The organism is Pseudomonas sp. ok266, from assembly GCF_900110195.1.
GTDB lineage: Bacteria > Pseudomonadota > Gammaproteobacteria > Pseudomonadales > Pseudomonadaceae > Aquipseudomonas > Aquipseudomonas neuropathica.
Genome location: NZ_FOCU01000005.1, coordinates 234,075 through 258,063 on the forward strand (window position 1 = coordinate 234,075; position 23,989 = coordinate 258,063).

At 58.8% G+C, this 23,989-nt stretch carries 24 protein-coding genes and 4 tRNA genes; 22 read left to right on the plus strand and 6 right to left on the minus strand.

Annotation, left to right across the window (positions count from 1 at the left end; genetic code table 11):
- The first annotated feature begins 71 nt into the window (after nucleotides 1-71).
- From BMY54_RS11060 to BMY54_RS11110, 11 genes are all read left to right on the plus strand, one after another.
- Nucleotides 72-632: a CvpA family protein gene (locus BMY54_RS11060; RefSeq protein ID WP_007913461.1), complete on the plus strand. Its 561-nt coding sequence runs from the start codon at nucleotides 72-74 to the stop codon at nucleotides 630-632.
- Nucleotides 633-673: 41 nt separating this feature from the next.
- Nucleotides 674-2,179: an amidophosphoribosyltransferase gene (gene purF, locus BMY54_RS11065; protein WP_016984539.1), complete on the plus strand. Its 1,506-nt coding sequence runs from the start codon at nucleotides 674-676 to the stop codon at nucleotides 2,177-2,179.
- A 73-nt stretch (nucleotides 2,180-2,252) separates the two neighbouring features.
- Nucleotides 2,253-3,464 carry an O-succinylhomoserine sulfhydrylase gene (locus tag BMY54_RS11070; RefSeq protein ID WP_093432099.1) on the plus strand — a complete coding sequence of 404 codons (1,212 nt, stop codon included), beginning with the start codon at nucleotides 2,253-2,255 and terminating at the stop codon, nucleotides 3,462-3,464.
- Nucleotides 3,461-4,237 (plus strand): SDR family oxidoreductase, encoded by a 777-nt coding sequence (locus BMY54_RS11075; RefSeq protein WP_093432102.1) that lies wholly within the window; start codon nucleotides 3,461-3,463, stop codon nucleotides 4,235-4,237. Before BMY54_RS11070 ends, BMY54_RS11075 begins: the two co-directional genes overlap by 4 nt.
- Before the next feature lie 216 nt (nucleotides 4,238-4,453).
- Nucleotides 4,454-4,529 (plus strand) — tRNA-Val (locus tag BMY54_RS11080).
- Between the two features lie 56 nt (nucleotides 4,530-4,585).
- A tRNA-Asp gene (locus tag BMY54_RS11085) sits at nucleotides 4,586-4,662 on the plus strand.
- A gap of 93 nt (nucleotides 4,663-4,755) precedes the next feature.
- Nucleotides 4,756-4,832 (plus strand) — tRNA-Asp (locus tag BMY54_RS11090).
- Between the two features lie 411 nt (nucleotides 4,833-5,243).
- Nucleotides 5,244-8,075 (plus strand): xanthine dehydrogenase family protein molybdopterin-binding subunit, encoded by a 2,832-nt coding sequence (locus BMY54_RS11095; protein WP_093432105.1) that lies wholly within the window; start codon nucleotides 5,244-5,246, stop codon nucleotides 8,073-8,075.
- Nucleotides 8,068-8,607, plus strand: coding sequence for a (2Fe-2S)-binding protein (locus tag BMY54_RS11100; protein ID WP_038369461.1), 540 nt, complete (start codon nucleotides 8,068-8,070; stop codon nucleotides 8,605-8,607). The genes BMY54_RS11095 and BMY54_RS11100 overlap by 8 nt, the downstream gene beginning before the upstream one ends.
- Nucleotides 8,608-8,609: 2 nt before the next feature.
- Entirely contained in the window at nucleotides 8,610-9,845 is a 1,236-nt protein-coding gene (locus tag BMY54_RS11105) for a c-type cytochrome (RefSeq protein WP_093432108.1), read from the plus strand.
- Nucleotide 9,846: 1 nt separating this feature from the next.
- Nucleotides 9,847-10,818 (plus strand): XdhC family protein, encoded by a 972-nt coding sequence (locus tag BMY54_RS11110; protein ID WP_093432111.1) that lies wholly within the window; start codon nucleotides 9,847-9,849, stop codon nucleotides 10,816-10,818.
- Between the two features lie 47 nt (nucleotides 10,819-10,865).
- Here BMY54_RS11110 and BMY54_RS11115 read toward each other — a convergent pair whose 3' ends face one another.
- Nucleotides 10,866-12,149, minus strand: coding sequence for an NAD(P)/FAD-dependent oxidoreductase (locus BMY54_RS11115; protein ID WP_093432114.1), 1,284 nt, complete (start codon nucleotides 12,147-12,149; stop codon nucleotides 10,866-10,868).
- Nucleotides 12,150-12,332: 183 nt separating this feature from the next.
- Here BMY54_RS11115 and BMY54_RS11120 point away from each other — a divergent pair.
- Nucleotides 12,333-12,409: transfer RNA gene (locus BMY54_RS11120), tRNA-Val, on the plus strand.
- Nucleotides 12,410-12,824: 415 nt separating this feature from the next.
- Here the strand turns inward: BMY54_RS11120 and BMY54_RS29950 are convergent.
- Nucleotides 12,825-13,037, minus strand: coding sequence for a hypothetical protein (locus BMY54_RS29950; RefSeq protein WP_139213399.1), 213 nt, complete (start codon nucleotides 13,035-13,037; stop codon nucleotides 12,825-12,827).
- Between BMY54_RS29950 and BMY54_RS11125 the strand changes: the two genes are divergently transcribed.
- Entirely contained in the window at nucleotides 13,026-13,481 is a 456-nt protein-coding gene (locus BMY54_RS11125) for a DUF2214 family protein (protein WP_093432117.1), read from the plus strand. The genes BMY54_RS29950 and BMY54_RS11125 overlap by 12 nt on opposite strands.
- Nucleotides 13,482-13,706: 225 nt before the next feature.
- Here the strand turns inward: BMY54_RS11125 and csrA are convergent, their stop codons facing one another.
- On the minus strand, nucleotides 13,707-13,901 hold the full coding sequence (csrA, locus tag BMY54_RS11130) for a carbon storage regulator CsrA (protein WP_003179932.1): 195 nt from the start codon (nucleotides 13,899-13,901) through the stop codon (nucleotides 13,707-13,709).
- A gap of 249 nt (nucleotides 13,902-14,150) precedes the next feature.
- Here csrA and BMY54_RS11135 point away from each other — a divergent pair, with 249 nt between their 5' ends.
- Entirely contained in the window at nucleotides 14,151-14,519 is a 369-nt protein-coding gene (locus tag BMY54_RS11135; protein ID WP_093432120.1) for a penicillin-binding protein activator LpoB, read from the plus strand.
- Between the two features lie 11 nt (nucleotides 14,520-14,530).
- Nucleotides 14,531-14,722, plus strand: a complete 192-nt coding sequence (locus BMY54_RS11140) for a hypothetical protein (RefSeq protein ID WP_256573867.1) — start codon at nucleotides 14,531-14,533, stop codon at nucleotides 14,720-14,722.
- 106 nt (nucleotides 14,723-14,828) lie between these two features.
- On the opposite strand, the gene BMY54_RS11145 is transcribed toward BMY54_RS11140, so the two are convergent.
- From BMY54_RS11145 to BMY54_RS11155, 3 genes are all read right to left on the minus strand, one after another.
- A complete protein-coding gene (locus BMY54_RS11145; RefSeq protein WP_093432123.1) occupies nucleotides 14,829-15,518 on the minus strand; it encodes an endonuclease in 690 nt (229 codons plus the stop codon).
- 4 nt (nucleotides 15,519-15,522) lie between these two features.
- Complete coding sequence (locus tag BMY54_RS11150) at nucleotides 15,523-15,792, minus strand: DUF1654 domain-containing protein (protein WP_371748305.1); 270 nt, start codon at nucleotides 15,790-15,792, stop codon at nucleotides 15,523-15,525.
- A 196-nt stretch (nucleotides 15,793-15,988) separates the two neighbouring features.
- Nucleotides 15,989-17,077, minus strand: coding sequence for an asparaginase (locus tag BMY54_RS11155; RefSeq protein WP_093432129.1), 1,089 nt, complete (start codon nucleotides 17,075-17,077; stop codon nucleotides 15,989-15,991).
- A gap of 349 nt (nucleotides 17,078-17,426) precedes the next feature.
- Between BMY54_RS11155 and BMY54_RS11160 the strand changes: the two genes are divergently transcribed.
- The 7 genes from BMY54_RS11160 to rbsD all read left to right on the plus strand — a co-directional run bounded on the left by BMY54_RS11160 (nucleotide 17,427) and on the right by rbsD (nucleotide 23,989).
- Nucleotides 17,427-17,882, plus strand: a complete 456-nt coding sequence (locus BMY54_RS11160; RefSeq protein WP_093432134.1) for a hypothetical protein — start codon at nucleotides 17,427-17,429, stop codon at nucleotides 17,880-17,882.
- Between the two features lie 200 nt (nucleotides 17,883-18,082).
- Nucleotides 18,083-19,039, plus strand: coding sequence for a sugar ABC transporter substrate-binding protein (locus BMY54_RS11165; RefSeq protein ID WP_016984936.1), 957 nt, complete (start codon nucleotides 18,083-18,085; stop codon nucleotides 19,037-19,039).
- 56 nt (nucleotides 19,040-19,095) lie between these two features.
- Nucleotides 19,096-20,649 carry a sugar ABC transporter ATP-binding protein gene (locus BMY54_RS11170; RefSeq protein WP_093432137.1) on the plus strand — a complete coding sequence of 518 codons (1,554 nt, stop codon included), beginning with the start codon at nucleotides 19,096-19,098 and terminating at the stop codon, nucleotides 20,647-20,649.
- Nucleotides 20,646-21,623 (plus strand): ABC transporter permease, encoded by a 978-nt coding sequence (locus BMY54_RS11175; protein WP_093432140.1) that lies wholly within the window; start codon nucleotides 20,646-20,648, stop codon nucleotides 21,621-21,623. Before BMY54_RS11170 ends, BMY54_RS11175 begins: the two co-directional genes overlap by 4 nt.
- A gap of 3 nt (nucleotides 21,624-21,626) precedes the next feature.
- Nucleotides 21,627-22,646 carry a LacI family DNA-binding transcriptional regulator gene (locus BMY54_RS11180; RefSeq protein WP_093432142.1) on the plus strand — a complete coding sequence of 340 codons (1,020 nt, stop codon included), beginning with the start codon at nucleotides 21,627-21,629 and terminating at the stop codon, nucleotides 22,644-22,646.
- A 24-nt stretch (nucleotides 22,647-22,670) separates the two neighbouring features.
- On the plus strand, nucleotides 22,671-23,588 hold the full coding sequence (rbsK, locus tag BMY54_RS11185) for a ribokinase (protein ID WP_093432144.1): 918 nt from the start codon (nucleotides 22,671-22,673) through the stop codon (nucleotides 23,586-23,588).
- Nucleotides 23,585-23,989: a D-ribose pyranase gene (gene rbsD, locus BMY54_RS11190; protein ID WP_093432146.1), complete on the plus strand. Its 405-nt coding sequence runs from the start codon at nucleotides 23,585-23,587 to the stop codon at nucleotides 23,987-23,989. Before rbsK ends, rbsD begins: the two co-directional genes overlap by 4 nt.

Here is a 23,989-nt window from a genome sequence, read left to right on the forward strand (position 1 = left end):
GACAATCGCAGCTTACCGAGAGGCATGCGCTCTGCTAAAATGCGCCGCCTTATCCGTCTGTAGGCTGCACTGTGCCATTTACCTGGGTTGACTGGGCGATCGTTGCAATCATCGCCATCTCCGCTTTGATCAGTTTGAGCCGCGGCTTCGTCAAGGAAGCATTATCGCTGGTGACCTGGATCATCGCAGGAGTCGTCGCCTGGATGTTCGGTGGCTCATTGTCCGAGTACCTCGCCGGATACATCGAAACCCCATCGGCTCGCGTGATCGCGGGCTGTGCCATCATGTTTGTCGCCACACTGATCGTGGGCGCAATGATCAATTATCTTATCGGCGAGTTGGTTCGCGTCACCGGGTTGTCCGGGACCGATCGATTCCTCGGCATGGCCTTCGGCGCAGCGCGTGGCGTGTTGCTGGTGGTCGTGGCGGTCGGGCTGTTGAGCCTGGGGCCGGTACAGCAGGACGGGTGGTGGAAAGAATCACAGCTCGTACCAAAATTTCTATTGGTCGCTGATTGGTCCAAAAACCTGATTCTCGGGTGGAGCAGTCAGTGGCTTGCCAGCGGAATCAGCGTACCCGCTGATATTCCGTTCAAGGAGCAACTCTTGCCGTCGGCGAAAACGCCTCAGTGAGTGTTGTTCAGTTCAGATCCATTAAGTAGGGGTTGCGTCGCATGTGTGGCATCGTCGGTATCGTCGGTAAGTCGAACGTCAATCAGGCGCTGTATGACGCGCTAACCGTGCTCCAGCACCGCGGCCAGGACGCTGCCGGTATCGTGACCAGCCATGATGGCCGGTTGTTCCTGCGCAAGGACAATGGCCTGGTGCGTGACGTGTTTCAACAGCGTCACATGCAGCGTCTGGTCGGCCACATGGGGATCGGCCACGTCCGTTACCCGACCGCGGGTAGCTCGACTTCGGCCGAAGCCCAACCGTTTTACGTCAACTCGCCTTACGGCATCACTCTGGCGCACAACGGTAACCTGACCAACGTTGAGCAGTTGGCCAAAGAGATCTACGAATCCGATCTGCGTCACGTCAACACCAGTTCCGACTCGGAAGTGCTGCTCAACGTGTTCGCTCACGAGCTGGCCCAGCGCGGCAAGCTGCAACCGACCGAAGAAGACGTGTTTGCCGCCGTGACCGACGTGCACAACCGTTGTGTTGGCGGTTACGCCGTTGTGGCGATGGTCACCGGTTATGGCATCGTCGGTTTCCGTGACCCGCACGGCATTCGTCCGATCGTGTTCGGTCAGCGTCACACTGACGAAGGCGTTGAATACATGATCGCCTCCGAAAGCGTTTCGCTGGACGTGCTCGGTTTCACCCTGATTCGCGACCTGGCGCCGGGCGAAGCGGTCTACATCACTGAGGACGGCAAGCTGCACACCCGTCAGTGCGCGACCAATCCGTCCCTGACCCCGTGCATTTTCGAACACGTCTACCTGGCGCGTCCGGACTCGATCATCGACGGCGTGTCGGTCTACAAGGCTCGCCTGCGCATGGGTGAGAAACTCGCCGAGAAGATCCTGCGCGAGCGTCCAGAGCATGACATCGATGTGGTTATCCCGATTCCGGACACCAGCCGTACCGCGGCACTGGAGCTGGCCAACCACCTGGGCGTGAAATTCCGCGAAGGTTTCGTCAAGAACCGTTACATCGGTCGTACCTTCATCATGCCGGGCCAGGCGGCTCGCAAGAAGTCGGTTCGCCAGAAGCTCAACGCCATCGAGCTGGAATTCCGCGGCAAGAACGTGATGCTGGTCGACGACTCGATCGTGCGCGGCACCACGTGCAAGCAGATCATCCAGATGGCCCGCGAAGCCGGCGCGAAAAACGTCTACTTCTGCTCGGCAGCGCCAGCGGTACGCTTCCCGAACGTCTACGGCATCGACATGCCAAGCGCGCACGAACTGATCGCACACAACCGTTCGACTCAGGACGTGGCGGATCTGATCGGCGCTGACTGGCTGATCTATCAGGACCTGCCTGACTTGATCGAAGCGGTTGGCGGCGGCAAGATCAAGATCGAGAATTTCGATTGCGCGGTGTTCGACGGCAAGTATGTTACCGGTGACGTCGACGAGGCTTACCTGGACAAGATCGAGCAGGCACGCAACGATGCCTCGAAGGTCAAGACCCAGGCGGTCAGTGCGATCATCGATCTGTACAACAACTGAGTTATCACCGGCCCTGAGGGGCCGGTTTTGTATCTGACTTTCAATTTTCGAGAATACGGCAAGGAGTGACAGCATGAGTCAGGAATGGGATGCCGGTCGGCTGGACAGCGACCTCGAAGGCGTAGCGTTCGATACCCTGGCCGTACGTGCCGGTCAGCACCGTACGCCGGAAGGTGAGCACGGTGATCCGATGTTCTTCACCTCCAGCTATGTGTTCCGCACCGCTGCCGACGCGGCCGCACGGTTCGCCGGGGAAGTGCCGGGTAACGTTTACTCGCGTTATACCAACCCGACCGTGCGCGCGTTTGAAGAGCGCATCGCTGCGCTGGAAGGCGCCGAGCAAGCCGTTGCGACCGCAACCGGCATGGCCGCTATCATGGCGGTGGTGATGAGCCTGTGCAGTGCCGGCGACCATGTGTTGGTTTCGCGCAGCGTGTTCGGTTCGACCATCAGCCTGTTCGAGAAGTACTTCAAGCGTTTCGGTGTGGAAGTCGATTACGTGCCTTTGGCCGACCTGTCGGGTTGGGATGCGGCAATCAAATCCAACACCAAACTGCTCTTTGTCGAGTCGCCCTCCAACCCGTTGGCCGAACTGGTCGATATCACCGCACTGGCTGAAATTGCTCACGCCAAAGGCGCGATGCTGGTCGTCGATAACTGCTTCTGCACGCCAGCGTTGCAACAGCCGCTGAAAATGGGCGCAGACATCGTCGTGCACTCGGCGACCAAGTTCATCGACGGCCAGGGCCGTTGCATGGGTGGTGTGGTGGCCGGTCGCAGTGAGCAGATGAAAGAAGTCGTCGGCTTCCTGCGCACTGCCGGGCCGACCCTGAGCCCGTTCAACGCGTGGATCTTTCTCAAAGGTCTGGAAACCCTGAACCTGCGGATGAAGGCGCACTGCGCGAATGCTCAGGCGCTAGCCGAATGGCTGGAGCAGCAGGACGGCATTGAGAAGGTGCATTACGCCGGTCTCAAGAGCCATCCGCAGCACGAACTGGCTCAGCGTCAGCAGAAGGGTTTCGGTGCGGTTGTAAGCTTTGAGGTCAAGGGCGGCAAAGAGGGCGCTTGGCGCTTCATCGATGCGACCCGACTGATTTCGATTACCGCCAACCTCGGCGACAGCAAGACCACGATCACGCACCCGAGCACCACCTCTCACGGCCGTCTGGCGCCGCAAGAGCGTGAAGCGGCGGGCATCCGTGACAGCCTGATTCGCATCGCGGTCGGTCTGGAAGACGTCGCTGACCTGCAAGCCGACCTGGCGCGCGGTCTGGCCGCGTTGTGATCGAGTTGTCTACGCCGACAGCAGGTACCCATGGCCGCGTTGCGCTGGTCACGGGTGCTGCGCGCGGTATCGGTCTGGGCATCGCTGCCTGGCTGATCAGCGAGGGCTGGCAAGTCGTGTTGACCGATCTGGATCGGGCGCGCGGTTCGAAAGTGGCGAAGGTGTTGGGCGAAAATGCCTGGTTCATTGCCATGGACGTTGCCGAGGAAAGTCAGGTGGCGCTCGGCGTGGCTGAGGTGCTGGGTCAGTTTGGTCGTCTCGATGCGCTGGTGTGCAACGCGGCGGTCGCTGATCCGCACAACATCACACTGGAAAGCCTCGATCTGGCTTACTGGAATCGGGTGCTGGCGGTGAATCTCAGTGGGCCGATGCTGTTGGCCAAGCACTGTGCGCCGTATCTGCGTGCGCACAACGGTTCGATCGTCAATCTGGCCTCTACTCGTGCGCGGCAGTCGGAAGCGGACTCCGAGGCTTATGCGGCGAGCAAGGGCGGCTTGCTGGCGCTTACGCATGCGCTGGCGATCAGTCTGGGGCCGGAGATTCGCGTCAACGCGGTCAGTCCGGGCTGGATTGATGCGCGTGATCCTTCTGCGCGTCGCGCTGAGCCGTTGGCCGATGCCGACCATGCTCAGCATCCTGCGGGCAGGGTAGGGACGGTCGAGGATGTGGCGGCGATGGTTGCCTGGTTGCTGTCAAGGAATGCCGGGTTTGTTACCGGACAGGAATTCGTCGTTGATGGCGGCATGACGAAAAAGATGATCTACAGCGAATAGGTCGCCTTTTTCGCCTGAATTTGCGTTGAATGAACTGACGCCTTCGCGAGCAAGCTCGCTCCCACATTTGGAATGCAATCCCCTGTGGAAGCGAGCTTGCTCGCGAAGGCGGTCTTGCAGGATCGAAACAATTTCGTCTTTTTCAGAAAAACTTCAATCCTGCTATTGACTTAGGTTCGCTACCTGCGTAAATTTCGCGGCCTCGGAGATGCAAACGGGTGATTAGCTCAGCTGGGAGAGCGTCTGCCTTACAAGCAGAATGTCGGCGGTTCGATCCCGTCATCACCCACCACTCCCCGAGAGACTTGCATAAGCAAGAGCGTAGGCTGAAAGTGCCTGCACCGACGCGCAGCGGTAGTTCAGTCGGTTAGAATACCGGCCTGTCACGCCGGGGGTCGCGGGTTCGAGTCCCGTCCGCTGCGCCATATTTTACGAATCAGACTTGTCTGGTTCGCGATTGCAAAGCACCGAAGCTTGCAGTCAAAACGAGTTACTTGAGCGCAAGCTCAAAGCGATACGCAGCGGTAGTTCAGTCGGTTAGAATACCGGCCTGTCACGCCGGGGGTCGCGGGTTCGAGTCCCGTCCGCTGCGCCATATCTGCTCCAAGGACCACTGAACGCCTTGAAGCACCGAAAACAGCCGTTGGCTGATTCGGAATCGATAGCAAAGACCCTGGTCGAAAGACCGGGGTTTTTTGTGTCTGAAATTTGGCTTTTCCCTCTGCTCCTTCCCCCTGATTCTGAATTCGACACAAATCCCCATGTGGGAGCGTTGGTATGTTCAACGAGCTCCTGCGGTGCCACGTCGCATTGATTTTCTGATCCTTTAGTCAAATTTTTGTAACTGGTTGTTTGCTGCGAGCGCAGAAACCTTTAAAGTTAACCTTTCGGTCAGCTTTGCACTGTCATCACGCCTTTTGTTTAGCCAAGAAAGGCTTCTGCAAGACTCGAGATTCCCCAGTAGATAACCAGAAGGGCGGACACATAACCGCCCAGAGGATGATCCATGTCCAACCGTGAAATATCCCGGCGCTCGTTCCTCCAGGGCGGGCTGGTGGCGGGTGTGAGCGTCACGCTCACGCCGCTCAGCAGTCAGGCGCTGGCTGCCTTGATGGAAAACACCGTCACCGTGCCGTCCGAGAAGTGGCTCGGCAACAACGGCAAGGCGCGTCAGCGCAACGATGCACTGTCCAAGGTCTGCGGCAGCAAAGTCTTTGCTCGCGACATCCGTTCCAAGGACATGCCGGGCTGGCCTGAGCAGCAAGGCCACGCCATGCTGCTGAAAACCATCAAGGCTGACCGCATCTACGACGGCTACGACCTGTCGTGGCTTGGCGCTGACTTGCAGCCTGACCGCATTGTCACTGCCGCTGATCTGGACAAGGACGGCATCGTCTTCCCCGAAGAGCACGCGCCGGATCCACTGCTGCCAGAAGGCAAAGTGCCGATGTTCATCGGCCACCCGGTGGCAATCCTGATCTGGAACGACTTCGAGCGTTTCCGCCAGGCCAAGAACAAACTCAAATTCAATGACAAAGCAATCCGCTATGGCAATGTAGCGCCGTTCTACGAAGGCGACCCCTACGGCAGCTTCCGCTACGTGCGCGTCGGCGGCGCGACCTCGGCCGACGAAGACGAATTCGCCAGCCTCAAGGATTCGATCCTGTTCCCGATGCTGAAGAACCGTCGTCCGGTGTGGAATTCCCAGCCGAACCTGCACGGCAACCTGACCGAGCGCGGCCTGTTCTACGCCGACCGCATGAAGCAAGAGATCGATACGCCACTAGACAACTGGCTGGTGTTCGACGAGCGCTACAAGACCCCGTCGATCGAGCCGGCCGCCATGGAGCCGGACAACGGCAACGGCTGGTATGACCCGAAAACCAAGACCCTGCATTTCGTCGTGGCCACCCAGTGCCCGCTGGAGGCAGCGACCGAAACCGCGAAGATGATCGCGCCGTCGCGTTTCGGCCTCGACAACCTGAACATGCACCCGGGTTACACCGTCGGTTACGGTTCCAAAGACCACAACATCTTCGTCTACTACGCAGCCCTCGCGGCGCTGTATGGCGCAGGTGTGCCGGTGCGTCTGGCCAACGACCGCTACGAGCAGTTCCAGAGTGGCATCAAGCGCCACCCGTTCGACATCCGCTACCAGTTGGCCGTGGACAAGAATGACTACACCTTCAAGATTTTCCGTGCCGAAATGAGCGTCGACGGTGGCGGCCGGATCAATTACAGCCCATCCGTAGCCGCAGTGGGAGCAACAGCCGCGCAGTCGATCTACTACATGCCGCAGAACGACCTGCAGGTCACCGCCTATCACTCGCGTGGTGTTGAGGCGGGTTCGATGCGCGGTTACGGCACCCTGCAAAGCATGGCGGCGACCGAGATGATGGTCGACGAAATCGCCAATCGCCTTGGTGTCGATGCGATCGATCTGCGTCGCAAGAACGCCCTGCGTTCCGGCATGAAAAACACCCAGGGCGCGATTCCGGCCGGTGCTCTGCGCCTGCATGAAATTCTCGACAAAGCCTCGGTGCACGAAGTCTGGAAAAACCGCGACGCGATCAAGAAACAACGCGAAGCGGCAGACCCGGACAACTGGTACGGCGTCGGTTTTGCCATTTGCCAGAAAGACTTCGGCACCGGTTCTGAAGCGCCGATGGCCAGCATCGAATTCACGGCTGACGGTCGTATCACTCTGCGCCACATCGGCATTGAAATCGGCACCGGCATGTCCACCTCGCAAGCCCTAGTGGTTGCCGATTTCCTCGGCAGCCCGGCGCACGAAGTGAAGACTGGCGAAACCGAGTGGAAGGAAATGCAGCTGATCACCAGCGGCAACCCTTACATCATGAGTCAGGCCGAGCAGGACAGCCTGCTGCGCAACCCGCGCTGGGTCGGCAAACTGGCTTCGGCCTCGTCGGCGACCAACTCGGCGTACTACTTCAGTCACGCCACCCGTGAAGCGGCACGCGTGCTGTTCAACAACGGCTTGTGGCCGGCGGCCATGGAAATCTGGCGTCAGGGTCCTTATGGCGGTCAAGCCAACCCTTACGTGGTGCGTCGCGAAGATGCGCATTGGGTCGACGGCAAACTCACGGCCAACGGCATGCAACCGTTGAGCTTCGAAGAACTGGCCAAACACGCTCATGAGCGTGGTCTGGTGACCGGCGCCACCGTTCACGCATTCAACCGCTGGAGCTGGGCTGAAGCCGAATACAGCATCGACGGCGTGCGCGAGCGGCTGCCGCTCGACGGTCTGGCGGTGAAATATGGCGATGGCGCGCCGAAGGCGAAGAAGGCGCTGATGAACACCGCTGGTTTCCACCTGTTGGATCGCCAGAACATCAATTACCCGGTTGTCCAGTTGAACAACGCTGCCGTGACTTACTACAGCCCGGTCGCGACACTGGTCGAACTGAAGGTCAACAAAGGCTCGGCGGAAGTCGAAGTGCTCAACCACCATTCGTGGGTCGAGTGCGGTCGGGTGCTGGTCGAAGAACTGGTCAAGGGCCAGCTCGAAGGTGGTATCGCCATGGGCATCGGCCACGCCTTGATGGAAGAAATGCCGCTGTACGAAGGCGGGCCGGGGGAGGGTGACTGGAACTTCAACCGTTACCGTTTGCCGATGGCGCGTCACGTTGCCGTGTGGAAACAGACGTCGGAGATTCTGCCGGCACTGTCGCCAAGTGATCCGTCCAAAGGCATCGCCGAAGTGGTGATGATCCCGATCGTCGGTGCCATCGGTAACGCCGTGGCGCACGCCATCGGTAAACGTGTTCGCGATCTGCCAATCACTGCTGCGCGCATCAAGGAGGCCCTCAATGGCTAACCGTCCGCTTCAACTGACCCTCAATGGTCAATCCGTCGGCCCGGTGGACATCCCTGATGACCTGCCGATGATCGACTACCTGCACGAATACAAGAACCTCACCGGTTCGCGCCTGGGCTGCGGTCAGGGCATCTGCCACGCCTGCGTGGTGATCGTCGATAACCCGGACGGCACCAGCGAAGAAGTGCGCACTTGCATCACCGGCGCGCACTATTTCGAAGGCAAGAAAGTCCGCACCATCGAGTCTCACGCCAAGCGTGACGAGAGCGGCCAGGTCACCGAGCTGAATCCGATCCAGCAACGCTTCGTCGACGAGTTCGCCTTCCAGTGCAGCTACTGCGCACCAGGTTTCGTCAACGCCGCGACCGTGCTGGTCGAGAAGCTGCAGCGCCAGCCGACCGTGCAAAGCAAGCTCGAACAAGTCATCGAGGACAGCCTCGGCCATCACGTCTGCCGTTGCACCGGGTACGTGCGTTACTACAACGCTACCCGCAACGTGCTGACCGATCTCGGCCTGGTCAAGGAGGGTTAAGCATGAAGCTTTTTCTGACTCGCCTGACCCTGGCGGTCGGCCTCGCTGCGCCGGTGTTGTTTGCCCACGCCGATGATCAGGTCAAGCGCGGCGAATACCTCGCCCGCGCCGCTGACTGCATGGCTTGCCACACTGCACCCGGTGGTGCGCCGTTCGCTGGTGGCCTGCCGATTGTGTCGCCGTTCGGCACGATCTACGGCACCAACATTACCCCGAGCAAAGAGCACGGCATTGGTTTGTACAACGATGATGAGTTCTTCGCGGCGCTGACTGAAGGCAAGCGTCGCGATGGCGCGAATTTGTATCCGGCTATGCCGTATACCTCGTATCACCTGATGCCGCGCGAAGACTCGGATGCGATCCATGCGTATCTGAAAACCATCGAGCCGATCGAGCGCGCAGCCCCGGTTACCAGCCTGAGCTTCCCGTTTAATGTGCGTCCGGGCTTGATCGGCTGGAACATGATGTACGGCAAAGCCCTGAAACTGGAGCCGGCCGAAGGCAAAAGCGAAGCCTGGAAGCGCGGCCAGTACATGGTCGAAGTACTCGGTCACTGCGGCGAATGCCACACACCGCGTGGCCTCCCGGGCGCAATGCAGCTGGACAAGCGTCTGACTGGCGGCATCCTCAATGGTTACCTGGCGCCAAGCTTGCTGGCTACTGATCTGGCTGCGCGGGGCTGGAACGAGCAGGACCTCGGCACGTTCCTCAAGCACGGCATGAGTGCGCAAGGGACGATGTTCAACGAGATGTTCCCGGTGTTCCACAACAGCACTCAAGGCCTGAGCGATGCCGATCTGGCGGCCATGGCGACGTTCCTGCTCGGCGACAAACCGCCGGCAGCCAAAGCCCTCGTTGAAGTGCCAGTCGAGAAACTCAGCGCCAGCGCCCAGCGCGGCCAGCAGGAATACCTGAACGTCTGCGCCGGTTGCCATGCGGTCGGTGGCGAAGGCAAGCCGCATATCGCGGTGGCCATGCGCGGTAATACCACGTTGCGTCTGGAAGACCCACGCAACCTGTTGCGCGTGATCGAGGATGGTATCGGCGAGCAGAAGTTTTCCGGGTTCGAGCACATGCAACCGATGCCGGGCTTCGCTGGCAAGCTCAGTCCTGAGCAACTGACTGATCTGCTCAACTACCTGCGTCAAGGTTGGGGTGGTCAATCCGCTGAGTTGGCGGTGAGTGAAGTGCAGAAGCTGCAAGCCGACGCACCGTCCATCGAGCACAAGGCGCACTGACATGCAGCATCTCGATCTACAAGTGGTGCGGCGAGCGCTGGAGTGGTCGGTGGCGGGGCAGCGCATCTGGCTCTGCACCGTGCTGACGACTTATGGTTCGGCACCGCGTGCGCCGGGTTCGCTGCTGGCGGTGAACGATGGCGGACAGTGGATCGGTTCGCTGTCCGGCGGCTGCGTCGAGGAGGATTTTCTCGAGCGCGTCGCCGAAGGTGCGTTTCTCGAAGCGGTCAGCGTCGTGCGTTACGGCGAGGGTGATGATCCGCGCTCGCGGGTCAGCCTGCCTTGTGGCGGCATTCTCGATGTGCTGGTAGAGAAATTTGACGCCGACTGCGAGGTACAGGCGCATCTGCGTGAATTGGAGTCGGCGCTGCTCGGTCAGCGCCGCTTGATTCGCGAGGTCGATCTGGCCAGCGGTGCACGCAGTCTGTTCGCTGATCGCGAGCAGGGCGCGCGGATCGAGCGTGAGATTGATCGGGTGCGCGTTCGTGTCGGCGCGGCGCAGCGTTTGTTGCTCGCCGGGTATTCCAGTGTGGCGCAGGCGTGTGCCGAGTTTGCCGTTGGATTGGGTTTTGAGGTGATTCTCTGCGATCCGCGCGACGAGGTGCTTGAAGGCGTGGTGCTGGATGGCGTGGAGATTCGTCGGCAGTTGCCGTCGGTGTTTATTGCTGACGGTGGCTGTCATCGTGATACCGCAGTCGTAGCGCTCACTCACGATCCGCGTATCGATGACCTGGCGATGATGGAAGCGGTGCGCACCGAAGCGTTCTACATTGGCGTGATGGGCTCGCTGCAGACGTCACAGAAGCGCTTCGAGCGTTTGCGTCGAATTGGCGGCGTGGGCGAGGCGGAGTTGGCGCGGATTCATGCGCCGATCGGTCTTAACCTCGGCAGCAAGACGCCAGCGGAAATTGCCTTGGCGGTGCTGGCGGATATCCTGCGAATCCGTAGCGGGATTGCCCGAGACCAACTCTGAAACCGTTCTATGTTGAATAAGAAGGGCCGCTGTTCAGCGGCCCTTTTTTACATCCCGAATTTGTCGCGCAAGCCGTAATACCAAGCGCCCAACGCCGCAAATGGTGTACGCAGCAACTGCCCGCCGGGGAACGGGTAGTGTGGCAAATCGGCAAACGCATCAAAGCGCTCGGCCTGACCGCGTAGCGCTTCGGCCAGCACTTTGCCTGCAAGATGCGTGTAGGTCACGCCATGGCCGCTGCAACCCTGCGAATAATAGATGTTGTCGCCCAGGCGTCCGACCTGTGGCAAGCGCGACAGGGTCAGCAGGAAATTTCCGGTCCAGGCGTAGTCAATCTTCACATCCTTGAGCTGCGGGAAGGCCTTGAGCATTTTCGGGCGGATGATCGCTTCGATGTTCGCCGGGTCGCGCGCGCCATACACCACACCGCCGCCGAAGATCAGGCGCTTGTCGCCCGTGAGGCGGTAGTAGTCGAGCAGGTAATTGCAGTCTTCAACGCAGTAGTCCTGCGGCAGCAGCGCTTTCGCCAGTTCGTCACCCAGTGGCTCGGTGGTGATGACTTGCGTGCCGCACGGCATCGATTTGGCCGCAAGCTCCGGCACCAGATTACCGAGGTAGGCATTGCCCGCGACGATGATGAACTTGGCCCTGACCTTGCCCTGCGGCGTGTGCACCACCGGGTTGGCGCCGCGCTCGATGCGCACGGCGGGTGACTGTTCATGGATCGTGCCACCGAGAGACTCGACCGCCGCCGCTTCGCCCAGCGCAAGGTTCAGCGGGTGGATGTGCCCACCGCTCATGTCGAGCATGCCGCCGACGTACTGATCGCACGCAACCACTTCGCGAATGCGGCGCTGATCGAGCAGTTCCAGTTGCGTATGACCGAAGCGCTCCCAGAGGCGCTTCTGCGATTCCAGGTGGCCCATCTGCTTGGCCGTCAGCGCCGCGAACACGCCGCCGTCCTTCAGGTCGCACTGGATGTTGTACTTGGCCACGCGCTCGCGAATGATCCGGCCGCCTTCGAATGCCATCTGCCCGAGCAGTTGCGCCTGCTTCGGTCCGACGCTGCGTTCGATCACATCAATGTCACGGCTATAACTGTTAACGATCTGCCCGCCATTACGCCCGGAGGCGCCGAACCCGACCTTGGCCGCCTCCAGCACGGTGACGCGAAAACCGTTCTCCAACAGGAACAGCGCTGAGGACAATCCGGTATACCCGGCGCCGATCACACAGACGTCCGTCTCCACATCATCCTGCAAGGCAGGGCGGGGCGGTACGGCATTGGCCGACGCAGCGTAATAAGACTCTGGGTAAGGGGTGTTCGCCATCCTGCAGCCTCTGTTTAATATATTTTACGAGTGCGTCGATCCTACCCGAGTTGAAAAACCTCCGCCAGCCACCGGAAAATCTGCGTCGGCGAGCCGAAATTAAATATTTTGCATATTCATAGGGTTAGGTGAAAAAAAGGTGTTGACACCCCTCCGGAATTCCGTAGAATGCCGCCTCACAGCAGGCACGTAGCTCAGTTGGTTAGAGCACCACCTTGACATGGTGGGGGTCGTTGGTTCGAGTCCAATCGCGCCTACCAAACAAAATCCGCTCTGCTGGGCGGTCTAGAAGGGCTCACCGAAAGGTGGGCCCTTTTTTGTTGTCTGCGATTTGCAAAACTTTTGCAAAACCCTCCTCAGGGCGCCAGCTGGACTTCGCGTTTAGTCGATCTCAGGGCATTCGAAATTCCATGCGAGGCCTGTTGATCCACTGCGCGTCGTGCTTCACCGTTTAGCGGTCCTTGCTGAATGGCGTGCGCAAGTCCTCGTCGTGCCTCCCGCCTCTGATCGAATTTCTGCGTCGTCGGGTCAGGCAGTTGGTTGACGATTCACCGTTCGTCGCCAGCGCCCTTTGAAAAAGTGTGGATATTGAACAGGTTACGAGTGTTACTAACCAGCCAGTTATCAAAAAAATGTTGTTACTGTTCGTGGGATTAAGTAACATTCGTCCCGCGTTCACCACCACGGTTTATGCATTTTTAAATCCCAAGCTTCCATCAGCTGCTTGGGATTTTTTTTGCCTGCGATTTGCCTCAACTGGCTGAAATTTTTCCTTTCGATCTCTCCTGAAGGCCTGGCGACACCCCGCAGGCACATCCTGGTTTTTTCAACTACTACTGACTGGCCGATTTTCAACTCTGCGATGAGGGGGTATCGATGCTGGTTCATTGGTTTCTTGCAGCTGTTCATCTGCTGGCATTTGCCTTGGGTTTCTGGGCGGTACTGACGCGTGGCACGGCGTTTAGTCGCCTTGCTGCCGGTTCAGGCGAGCCCCGGCGCGTTTTGCTGGCCGATAACCTATGGGGCATCTCTGCATTGATTCTGCTGGTGACAGGGGGAGTGCGGGCTTTTGGAGGCTTTGAAAAGGGCACTGACTATTATCTTCATCAGCCACTGTTTCATCTGAAGATGACGCTGTTTGTGCTGATCCTGATTGTAGAGCTCGCCCCGATGATCACGTTGGTCAAGTGGCGGATCGCTTCCGCACGCGGCGCAGCAATCGATACCGGGCGCGCGAAGCTGTACGCGCGAATCAGTCATGTCGAGGCGTTGTTGCTGGTGCTGATGGTGATTGCGGCCACAGGCATGGCGCGTGGTGTGACATTCGGTTAGAGGGCGAATTCTCTGCGCTCTATCGGAAATGTCCGACAGCCAGCCTCGGGGATGGCAGGTAGTATCGGGCAGCAAGAGCATGCGGGGAGAGGTTGGAAGGGGAGTCGGGTTTTGCGTGTCAGGCGCCGTGCCCAACAGAGTGGGGAGCGGATGGCAATACGGCGCGTGAATCTCTAGCCAGTCATTCCACAAGGTAAACGGACTGGCTACTGACTGCGATCTGGCTCAGGGAGTTTGTGGCTTGTCCGGGGCGGTCAGGCCAGCCTGAATGCGCTGGTAAATCTCTTCACGGTGCACGGCAACGTTTTTCGGAGCGTTGATACCAATGCGGACCTGTTGGCCGCTTACGCCCAGAATGGTGATCGTAATGTCATCACCAATGTTTATGCTTTCACCGACTTTGCGGGTGAGTATCAGCATGGTCTTCTCCTTGATTGCTTTGTAGGGCACCTGATTCAGACAGTGCAGAGGTCGGTGTACGTATAGATTAGTGCGAAGTCTCACGGTTTGGGTGCCTCTTTCTGACGCGCAGAAGCGGCATTAATTCCCAGGGCGTAACTATACAGAGGCTGCAGGCATCAATCTCGTTGTTTTGTGCCCATTTTGCGGGGCTCGCGAAGTATTTATGAATGATAAGATCGCGGCTTTGAGAATTTCGAGGAAAGCGTTGTGCGCAAATTGGTTTGGGTAGTCGCGGCACTGGTATTGGCAGGGTGTGGTGAAGGCAAGAATGCAGACGCAGCAAAGCCACAGTCGGCAGCAGTGACGGCGCCGGCGGCGGCCGCTGCACCACAATGGGATCTCGAAGTGCGCGGTGAAACGCCACAGGCTGTCAGCGACCTGAGTGGCTGGCTCATCGAGCACGCCTTCGTGCCTACGGTGATCAAGGACAGCAGCGGCAAAACGCGAATTCTGATTGGTCCGTTCAACTCTCAGGCTGAAGCTGAAGCACGTAAGGTGCAAGTGGATGCAGCGTTGGTGAAGGCCAAGAAACAGAACGTTGAGTCGGTGCTGGTCGAGCATCCGCTCACGCCGTAAACGAACGGGCGGTGACTCTGCCAGTTGATATGGCAGCAGCGGGGCAAGCGATTGAGTTGGCTGGCGTCGACATGGAAAAGAACATTCTCCGGGAAATCGCCGACACCGCCACTGACGGCTTTTATGGCTGGATTGCCGGAGAGTCGACAGCCGTCATGAATATTGCGCAGATACCTGATCAAAGAGCGTGGCATACCTCGTGAGTCACTGAGTTTGATGGGCTGCTGGCGACACAACAAAGCCGCTAATCAGGTGCAAAAGAAAAGGCCTCGAACATCACGTTCGAGGCCTTTTTTGTCTGAGCTGCAATCAGCCGCAGGCTTTCATGTTCACTGGGCCGACAAACTCATTACCGCGTCCCATCACGCATGCCACGCTCTGATTACGCTGACGCTCCCAGTCCTGCACCGGGTAAGTCTTGTCCCACGCTTCATACAATTGGCGATCTTGCTTCGACAGGCGCAAGCCGTATTGCTTGCTCATGTAGAAGTACGTGCGGGCGATCATGCCGCGAATCGACGGGCGGGGCATGACCTTCTTCGCCTTGAAGTCGACCTGGGTCAGGCACGAACCGTATTGCCCGGACTGCACGGGCAACCAGCCGTAGCTGAAGTTGCTGCGATCGCCATTGACCTCGCCAATGCTTGGCACCAGGTTATGCAAATCGGCTTCGGCCTTTTGATAGGTCGGGTCGTAACGGGTGCAGTTCTTGCGTCCGCCTTCCTGCCAGCATTGGCGCTGATGGCCGAACTGCCAGGCCGGCACAATGTGTTCCCACTCGATGCGTGATGCGCGCTTGGCATTCTTGCGCGGTACGTAACCGCAAGCCTTCAGATCAACTTTATTGCCAGTGTACTTGCACCCGCAATAAAACTCTGTGGACTGCGGCGCATACAGTTTCCAGGCGACCTTCTTGGCTTCGGTGAATGTGCGGGGTGCGCCAGCCTGGGCACCCATGGCGAAAAACAACAACAGCAAAGCAAAACAGCGGACACTCATTGAATCAATCTTCCTTCGGCACAACCCAAAAAATCTGCACGCCACCGTCGTCGCGATAGGCGAGAGTGACGTTGTCGTTCTCGTCGATTTCCTCAAGCAGGCGCTCCCACTCGTCCATCGGCTCGTCCGGAAGACGAAAGATCAGTGCGGCTTTGGCTTTTTGTGCGGTGGGGGAATTGATGATTTTCTGAACGCGCATGCCTATGCGTTCGTAAGCGTCAGGAGCATCAGGGGAGGTGGCCACGAGGTTATCCTTATTAAGCTGTACGTGCATACAGTATTTAACTGTAAGCATTTTCGCAACTGCTTAAAATTCAAGAAAATCCTCTGACAGCGGTTTTCGGATTTTGGTGTAGGTCGTGCCGAGTTTTTTGTAGGAAAAGTGCGAGAGCTTTGTGAGCGTTGCACCACCCGCCCGTCAGGCGAGTGGTGCAGGGTGCCCAATCAAGAATTGACCGGGCGAAAGTCCATCAGTATTCCCAGAACATCCGTTGCAGCTCTTTGCTGTCATTGGTTTTGGTCAGGGCGACCATTGCCAGGATGCGGGCTTTCTGCGGGTTCAGGTCGTGAGCGACAACCCAGTCGTATTTGTCGTCTGGCTGTTCAGCGTTACGCAGAACGAAGCCGCCAGCGTTGACGTGGGAGGAACGAATGATTTGTACGCCATCCTTGCGCAACGCTTGCAGGGTTGGAACCACGCGGGAGGATACCGAGCCGTTACCGGTACCGGCATGGATGATCGCCTTGGCGCCGGATTGTGCGAGAGCCTTGTAGGCGGTATCGCTGACGTTGCCGTAGGAATAAGCGATTTCTACGTCAGGCAGGCTCTTGATATTTTTGATATCGAATTCCGAATCCATGGTGTGACGCTTGGCTGGCAAGCGGAACCAGTAGGATTTGCCTTCAACCACCATGCCCAATGGGCCCCAGGCGCTTTTGAATGCTTCGGTCTTGATGTTGATCATCTTGCTGACGTCACGACCGGACTGGATTTCATCGTTCATGGTCACCAGTACGCCTTTGCCGTGCGCTTCTTTGCTGCTGGCCACGGCCACGGCGTTGTACAGGTTGAGCATGCCATCGGCGGACATCGCGGTACCCGGACGCATTGAGCCGACGACGATGATTGGCTTGTCGGTTTTTTCTACCAGGTTGAGGAAGTAAGCGGTTTCTTCCAGGGTGTCGGTGCCGTGGGTGATGACGATGCCATCGACGTCTTTGCTATCGGCCAGTTCGGCCACGCGACGACCCAGTTGCAGCAGGTTTTCGTTGGTGATGCTTTCCGAAGCAATCTGCATGACTTGTTCGCCACGCACGTTTGCCAGTTTGCTCAGCTCGGGAATGCCGGCGATCAATTGTTCGACGCCAACCTTCGCCGCTTGATAGGTGGCGCTGTTGGCGGCGCTCGCGCCGGCGCCGGCGATGGTGCCGCCGGTGGCAAGGACTACGACGTTAGCGAGCTTGGTCTGGGTTTCGACTTCTTTCGCCTGAAGGGCGGTGGGCAGGAGTAGGAGAAGGGCCAAAGCGCCCGGAACCAAAGTGTTGAAAGCAGATTTCATTATTTTTCTCTCTAGTAGTGAGACGGTGCTGATGCAGGTTCATCTAGATGCGCCCCAAGCCGATCTGAATGCTCGGGGTGCAGGCTAGGGAGCAGGATCTGTACCAGCCCTACTTTGCTTTAGAGAAATGTTTAACTTGATGATTTACATCAATATTTTATGGATTTGCAAATGGTGGGGCGAAGCGTTTATCCGGGTTTCCGAACAATGGAGGCTTTCGCGTTCGGTTCACCGAAAGGGACTACGGCTTCTTTCGAATGAAACCGGTTGCCGGCTCCGGATTCTCTACTAAAGAAATCGGCCTTGAGGCCGATGGTTGTTCTGGGAAACGCTTTTTTAGGGAGTTCACATGTCACTGACGATCGGTTTTTCAAACCCGGGTACAGTCACCATCGGCGGTAAAACCGCAGCGACGATCAATGCAATGAACCAGGCAGAAGCGGACGCTTCCGACGAGGCGCTGGGCGTTGAAAAAGAGCCGAGCAACCAGGTCAGGACCGGCGGCCCTGCGCAAGAAGCCAGTCAGGCCGATAGCGCGGACAGCGGCGACAGTCTGAATGTCACCGTGAAAATGCTGCTCAAGCGGATGAAAGAGTTGCAGAAGCAACTGCAGGAGCAGCAACAGCAACTGGCGGCGGCTCAGGCTGCGAGCTATCCGACGCCTGAGGCCAAGTCGCAGGCGGTGATGTCCATTCAGGGTCAGATCGCGCAGACCAGCGGCGCACTCATGGAGGTCGCGGCGGCGTTGCTCAAGGAAATGTCCCAAGGCTCCACCAGCGGCAACGTGGTCAACACCACAGCCTGAGCATCAAGGGACGAAGCAACGGATTCGTCCTTTAATCAATACCGATTTCTGATTGTTGACAAATGTCGGCGGGATTCGCATAGTTCGGTCTACGCAAACGTTTGCGAGGCGCTCTCGGGGCACTATGGCCCTGCAGATAGCCAAGTAGCTTACGCCAGCGCAAGCGTTGCTCACAATAATCATAAGATCGGAGTGAACCCATGAAGCTGCCATTCGCTGGACGTCTTCTTGCTGTCGCTATGCTGGCTGCCACAGCCGCCGCACTACCTGTCTCCTCGGCATTCGCCGAATCCGCCGAAAAACCCAAAGTTGCGCTGGTCATGAAGTCTCTGGCCAACGAATTCTTCCTGACCATGGAAGATGGCGCCAAGGCGTACCAGAAAGAACACTCCGCCGATTTCGACCTGATCTCTAATGGCATCAAGGATGAAACCGATACTGCTGGCCAGACCCGCATCGTCGAGCAAATGATCCTGGCCAAGGTCAATGCACTGGTGATCGCGCCTTCCGATTCCAAGGCCATGGTGCCGGTGATCAAGAAAGCCGTCGATGCTGGTATCACCGTGATCAACATCGACAACCAACTCGATCCGGCCATCGTCAAAAGCAAAAACATCAGCGTGCCCTTCGTAGGTCCGGACAATCGCAAAGGCGCGCGTCTGGTCGGTGAGTACCTGGCCAAGCAGCTCAAGGCCGGTGACGAAGTCGGCATCATTGAAGGCGTGTCCACCACGACCAACGCTCAGCAACGTACCGCTGGCTTCAAGGATGCGATGGACGCCGCACAGATCAAGATCGTTTCGTTGCAATCAGGTGACTGGGAAATCGACAAGGGCAACAAGGTTGCCGCTTCGATCCTCAGCGAATACCCGGACGTCAAAGCACTGCTGGCCGGTAACGACAGCATGGCCGTCGGCGCCGTTTCCGCAGTACGTGCCGCTGGCAAGGCCGGTCAGGTTCAGGTGGTCGGTTACGACAACATCAACGCCATCAAACCAATGTTGAAGGATGGCCGCGTGTTGGCCACGGCTGACCAGTTCGCTGCCAAGCAGGCAGTGTTCGGCATCGAAACCGCGCTGAAAATCATCAAGGGCGAGAAAGTCGACAGCGGCGCCAACGGCGTGATCGAAACACCGGTCGAGCTGGTCACCAAGTAAGTCTTCTGGCGACACAACGGCGCTCGTCCGTCCGGGCGAGCGCATGGAGAGTTTTTATGTCAGTTTCCGCCCCGAACGCTGTCCTCTCGGTCAGCGGTATCGGTAAGACCTATGCGCAACCGGTGCTCACCGGCATCGATCTGACGCTGATGCGCGGTGAAGTGCTGGCGCTGACCGGCGAGAATGGTGCCGGCAAAAGTACCCTGTCGAAGATTATTGGCGGACTGGTCACGCCGACCACCGGCCAGATGCAATTCCAGGGCAAGGACTACCGTCCGGGCAGTCGTACACAGGCTGAAGAGCTCGGCGTGCGTATGGTCATGCAAGAGCTCAATCTGTTGCCGACATTGTCGGTCGCGGAAAACCTGTTTCTCGACAACCTGCCAAGCAACGGCGGCTGGATCAGCCGCAAACAACTGCGCAAAGCGGCGATCGAAGCCATGGCGCAAGTCGGTCTCGACGCGATTGATCCGGATACACTGGTCGGCGAGTTGGGGATCGGGCATCAGCAGATGGTTGAAATTGCCCGTAACCTGATTGGCGATTGCCATGTGCTGATTCTCGATGAGCCGACCGCGATGCTGACCGCACGTGAAGTCGAAATGCTGTTCGAGCAGATCACCCGGTTGCAGGCGCGCGGCGTTTCGATCATTTACATTTCCCACCGTCTCGAAGAGCTGGCCCGTGTCGCACAGCGCATTGCCGTGCTGCGCGACGGCAATCTGGTCTGTGTCGAGCCGATGGCCAATTACAACAGCGAGCAACTGGTTACGCTGATGGTCGGTCGTGAACTGGGCGAACACATCGACATGGGCCCGCGCAATATCGGCGCCCCGGCGCTGACTGTCACGGGTTTGAATCGCTCTGACAAAGTGCGCGATGTTTCATTCGAAGTCCGTGCCGGCGAGATCTTCGGGATTTCCGGATTGATCGGGGCAGGGCGCACAGAACTGCTGCGACTGATTTTTGGTGCGGACGTTGCCGACAGCGGCACCATCGCGCTCGGCTCCCCGGCCAAAGTGGTCAGTGTGCGCTCGCCGGTCGATGCGGTGCGCAACGGTATCGCGTTGATTACCGAAGACCGCAAGGGTGAAGGCCTGCTGCTGAGTCAATCGATCAGCGCCAACATCGCACTGGGCAACATGCCGGAAATCTCCAGTGGCGGTGTCGTCAACAACGGCGACGAAATCGCTTTGGCGCAGCGTCAGATCGACGCCATGCGCATCCGCAGTTCGAGTCCGACACAATTGGTCTCCGAGCTGTCCGGTGGCAACCAGCAGAAGGTCGTGATCGGCCGCTGGCTGGAGCGCGACTGTTCGGTGCTGCTGTTCGACGAGCCGACCCGTGGCATCGACGTCGGCGCCAAGTTCGACATTTATGCCTTGCTCGGCGAACTGACGCGCCAGGGCAAAGCGCTGGTGGTGGTCTCCAGTGATCTGCGTGAGTTGATGCTGATCTGTGACCGCATCGGCGTGTTGTCGGCCGGCCGGTTGATCGACACCTTCGAGCGCGACAGCTGGACCCAGGATGACTTGCTTGCCGCCGCGTTCGCCGGCTACCAAAAACGTGATGCGTTGCTCAATGAAGCGGCGCCTAGGGATCTCCCATGAAAACTGCATCTCCTGCCGGCAAACGTAGTGGCAACTTCTACGGTCTGGGCACTTATCTGGGCCTGGCCGGCGCCTTGCTGGCGATGATTGCGCTGTTCTCGGTCTTGAGCAGCCACTTTCTGTCCTATAACACCTTCAGTACGCTGGCCAACCAGATCCCTGATCTGATGGTGCTGGCGGTCGGCATGACCTTCGTGTTGATCATCGGCGGCATCGACCTTTCGGTGGGTTCGGTATTGGCGCTTGCCGCTTCGACGGTCAGCGTCGCCATTCTCGGTTGGGGCTGGAGCGTATTGCCGTCGGCGTTGCTCGGCATGGCAGTGGCAGCGCTGGCTGGCACCGTCACCGGTTCGATCACGGTGGCGTGGCGGATTCCATCGTTCATCGTTTCTCTCGGTGTGCTGGAAATGGCTCGGGGTCTGGCTTATCAGATGACGGGATCGCGCACCGCGTACATCGGTGATTCGTTTGCCTGGCTGTCGAACCCGATCGCGTTCGGCATCTCGCCATCGTTTATCATTGCTTTGCTGGTGATTATCATCGCTCAGGCCGTGTTGACCCGTACCGTATTCGGTCGCTACCTGATCGGCATTGGCACCAACGAAGAGGCGGTGCGCCTCGCGGGGATCAATCCGAAACCCTACAAGATTCTGGTCTTCAGCCTGATGGGGCTGCTGGCCGGTATCGCTGCGCTGTTTCAGATTTCCCGTCTGGAAGCCGCTGACCCGAATGCCGGTTCCGGTCTGGAGTTGCAGGTAATCGCAGCTGTGGTTATCGGTGGTACCAGCCTGATGGGCGGGCGTGGTTCGGTGATCAGCACGTTCTTTGGCGTGTTGATCATTTCGGTCCTGGCGGCAGGTCTGGCGCAGATCGGTGCGACTGAGCCGACCAAACGAATCATCACCGGCGCCGTCATCGTGATCGCGGTGGTGCTCGACACTTATCGCAGTCAGCGCGCCAGTCGCCGGGGCTAAGAGATGGCAACGATCAAGGATGTGGCAGCCCTCGCGGGGATTTCCTACACGACGGTGTCGCATGTGGTGAACAACACCCGTCCGGTGAGTCAGGAAGTGCGGTTGAAAGTCGAGGCGGCGATCAAGAGCCTCGACTATGTGCCGAGTGCGGTGGCGCGCTCGCTGAAAGCCAAGACCACTGCAACCATCGGCCTGCTGGTGCCCAACAGTCTCAACCCGTACTTCGCCGAGTTGGCGCGGGGCATCGAGGATTATTGCGAGCGTAACGGCTATTGCGTGATCCTCTGCAACTCCGACGACAATCCCGACAAGCAGCGCAGCTATTTGCGCGTGTTGCTGGAGAAACGCATCGACGGTTTGATCGTTGCTTCCGCTGGCGGTGACAGCGGTCTGGCGCAGGGGTTGGCCGGGGTGAAAACGCCGATGGTCATCGTCGACCGAGGTCTGGATGGCGTCGATGCCGATCTGGTGCGTATCGACCACGAATACGGCGCTTACCTCGCGACCCGGCACTTGCTTGAGTTGGGGCACCGCGACATCGCCACCATCGGCGGCCCGGCCAGCACCAGTGTTGCGCAGATGCGTCTGGCCGGTTATTGCCGAGCGCTGAAAGAGGCGGGCGTTGACGTCCGTCAGGAGCGCATGCTGGAAAGCGATTTCACCAGTACTGGCGGGTACAACGCAGCGGCGATTCTGCTCGAGCGCAATCCGCCGAGCGCAATCTTTGCCGGTAACGACATGATCGGCATTGGTGTGCTGCGAGCGGCGGCGGAGCGCAATGTGCGCGTGCCGAGCGAGCTGTCGGTGATTGGTTTCGACGATATCCAGATGAGTCGTTACGTCTACCCGGCACTCACCACGGTGGGGCAATCAATCCTGCAACTGGGCGAGATGGCGGCCGAAGTGCTGCTGCGCAGGATTGCCACGCCGAGCCTGGGCACTGATCAACGGATCGTGACTCCGAGTATTGTCTTGCGCGAATCCACTGCACCGTTGTCCGGCGTGTTCACCGAATACCGCTGAAACCGAATTGACGAGTAATGATGTATGCCAGCAAATGTAGTGGTAATAGGCAGCCTGAACATGGATCTGGTGACCCGGGCGCCACGGCTGCCGGTCGGCGGCGAAACGTTGATCGGTCATTCGTTTGCCACGGTTTCCGGTGGCAAGGGCGCCAATCAGGCGGTGGCCGCAGCGCGTTTGGGCGCGCAGGTGGCGATGGTTGGCTGTGTTGGCAGCGACGATTATGGCGTGCAACTACGCAACGCCTTGTTGGCCGAACAGATCGATTGCCAGGCAGTGAGCACCGTCGATGACTCCAGTGGCGTGGCGTTGATCGTGGTCGATGACAACAGTCAGAACGCCATTGTCATCGTCGCCGGCGCCAATGGCGCCATGACGCCCGCAGTGATCGACCGGTTTGATGCGGTGCTGCAAGCCGCAGACGTGATCATCTGCCAGCTCGAAATTCCGGATGCCACGGTGGGGCATGCGCTCAAGCGCGCGCGCGCGCTGGGTAAAATTGTCATCCTCAATCCGGCGCCGGCCAGTCGTCCACTGCCGGCGGACTGGTTTGCGGCGATCGACTACCTGATCCCCAATGAGAGCGAAGCGACCGTGTTGAGCGGCTTGCCGGTGGACTCGCAGGAAACGGCAGAAAGTGCAGCCAGTCAGTTGATCGCCATGGGTGCGGGCAAAGTCATTATTACCCTTGGTGCGCAAGGCTCGCTGTTCGCCAATGGCCAAAGCTTTGAGCATTTCCCGGCGCCCAAAGTGAAGGCTGTCGACACCACGGCCGCAGGCGACACGTTCGTGGGTGGTTTCGCCGCTGCGCTGGCCAATGGCAAGTCCGAGGCCGAGGCGATTCGTTTCGGGCAGATCGCCGCCGCGTTATCGGTAACCCGCGCCGGCGCACAGCCGTCCATTCCAACCCTATCCGACGTACAGGCCTTTAAACCCGCATGAAAAAGACTCCTCTGCTCAACGTCGCATTGTCGCGGCTGATCGCGTCCCTGGGCCATGGCGACATGGTGGTCATTGGTGATGCCGGGCTGCCAGTGCCGCCGGGTGTCGAGCTGATTGATCTGGCGCTGACTCACGGCATCCCGGATTTCGTCAGCACCCTGAAGGTCGTGCTCAGCGAGATGCAAGTGGAAAGCCATGCATTGGCCAAAGAAATCTTCGACAAGCAACCGACCGCGCTGAATACCCTGGAGCAGTTGAGTGAAGAGGGCGCTCTGGGCCGTCGTGATCTGCTCAGTCACGAGCAATTCAAGGTTCTCAGCCGACAGGCTCGGGCGATTGTTCGTACAGGGGAATGCCAGCCGTACTGCAACATCGTGCTGGTCGCTGGAGTCACCTTTTAA

Coding starts and splice junctions, on each gene's coding strand:
- purF (WP_016984539.1), top strand. CDS start 674: ATGTGTGGCATCGTCGGTATCGTCGGTAAGTCGAACGTCAATCAGGCG.
- BMY54_RS11070 (WP_093432099.1), top strand. CDS start 2,253: ATGAGTCAGGAATGGGATGCCGGTCGGCTGGACAGCGACCTCGAAGGC.
- BMY54_RS11095 (WP_093432105.1), top strand. CDS start 5,244: ATGTCCAACCGTGAAATATCCCGGCGCTCGTTCCTCCAGGGCGGGCTG.
- BMY54_RS11100 (WP_038369461.1), top strand. CDS start 8,068: ATGGCTAACCGTCCGCTTCAACTGACCCTCAATGGTCAATCCGTCGGC.
- BMY54_RS11105 (WP_093432108.1), top strand. CDS start 8,610: ATGAAGCTTTTTCTGACTCGCCTGACCCTGGCGGTCGGCCTCGCTGCG.
- BMY54_RS11110 (WP_093432111.1), top strand. CDS start 9,847: ATGCAGCATCTCGATCTACAAGTGGTGCGGCGAGCGCTGGAGTGGTCG.
- BMY54_RS11115 (WP_093432114.1), bottom strand. CDS start 12,149: ATGGCGAACACCCCTTACCCAGAGTCTTATTACGCTGCGTCGGCCAAT.
- BMY54_RS11125 (WP_093432117.1), top strand. CDS start 13,026: ATGCTGGTTCATTGGTTTCTTGCAGCTGTTCATCTGCTGGCATTTGCC.
- BMY54_RS29950 (WP_139213399.1), bottom strand. CDS start 13,037: ATGAACCAGCATCGATACCCCCTCATCGCAGAGTTGAAAATCGGCCAG.
- csrA (WP_003179932.1), bottom strand. CDS start 13,901: ATGCTGATACTCACCCGCAAAGTCGGTGAAAGCATAAACATTGGTGAT.
- BMY54_RS11145 (WP_093432123.1), bottom strand. CDS start 15,518: ATGAGTGTCCGCTGTTTTGCTTTGCTGTTGTTGTTTTTCGCCATGGGT.
- BMY54_RS11150 (WP_371748305.1), bottom strand. CDS start 15,792: ATGCACGTACAGCTTAATAAGGATAACCTCGTGGCCACCTCCCCTGAT.
- BMY54_RS11155 (WP_093432129.1), bottom strand. CDS start 17,077: ATGAAATCTGCTTTCAACACTTTGGTTCCGGGCGCTTTGGCCCTTCTC.
- BMY54_RS11160 (WP_093432134.1), top strand. CDS start 17,427: ATGTCACTGACGATCGGTTTTTCAAACCCGGGTACAGTCACCATCGGC.
- BMY54_RS11165 (WP_016984936.1), top strand. CDS start 18,083: ATGAAGCTGCCATTCGCTGGACGTCTTCTTGCTGTCGCTATGCTGGCT.
- BMY54_RS11170 (WP_093432137.1), top strand. CDS start 19,096: ATGTCAGTTTCCGCCCCGAACGCTGTCCTCTCGGTCAGCGGTATCGGT.
- BMY54_RS11175 (WP_093432140.1), top strand. CDS start 20,646: ATGAAAACTGCATCTCCTGCCGGCAAACGTAGTGGCAACTTCTACGGT.
- BMY54_RS11180 (WP_093432142.1), top strand. CDS start 21,627: ATGGCAACGATCAAGGATGTGGCAGCCCTCGCGGGGATTTCCTACACG.
- rbsK (WP_093432144.1), top strand. CDS start 22,671: ATGCCAGCAAATGTAGTGGTAATAGGCAGCCTGAACATGGATCTGGTG.
- rbsD (WP_093432146.1), top strand. CDS start 23,585: ATGAAAAAGACTCCTCTGCTCAACGTCGCATTGTCGCGGCTGATCGCG.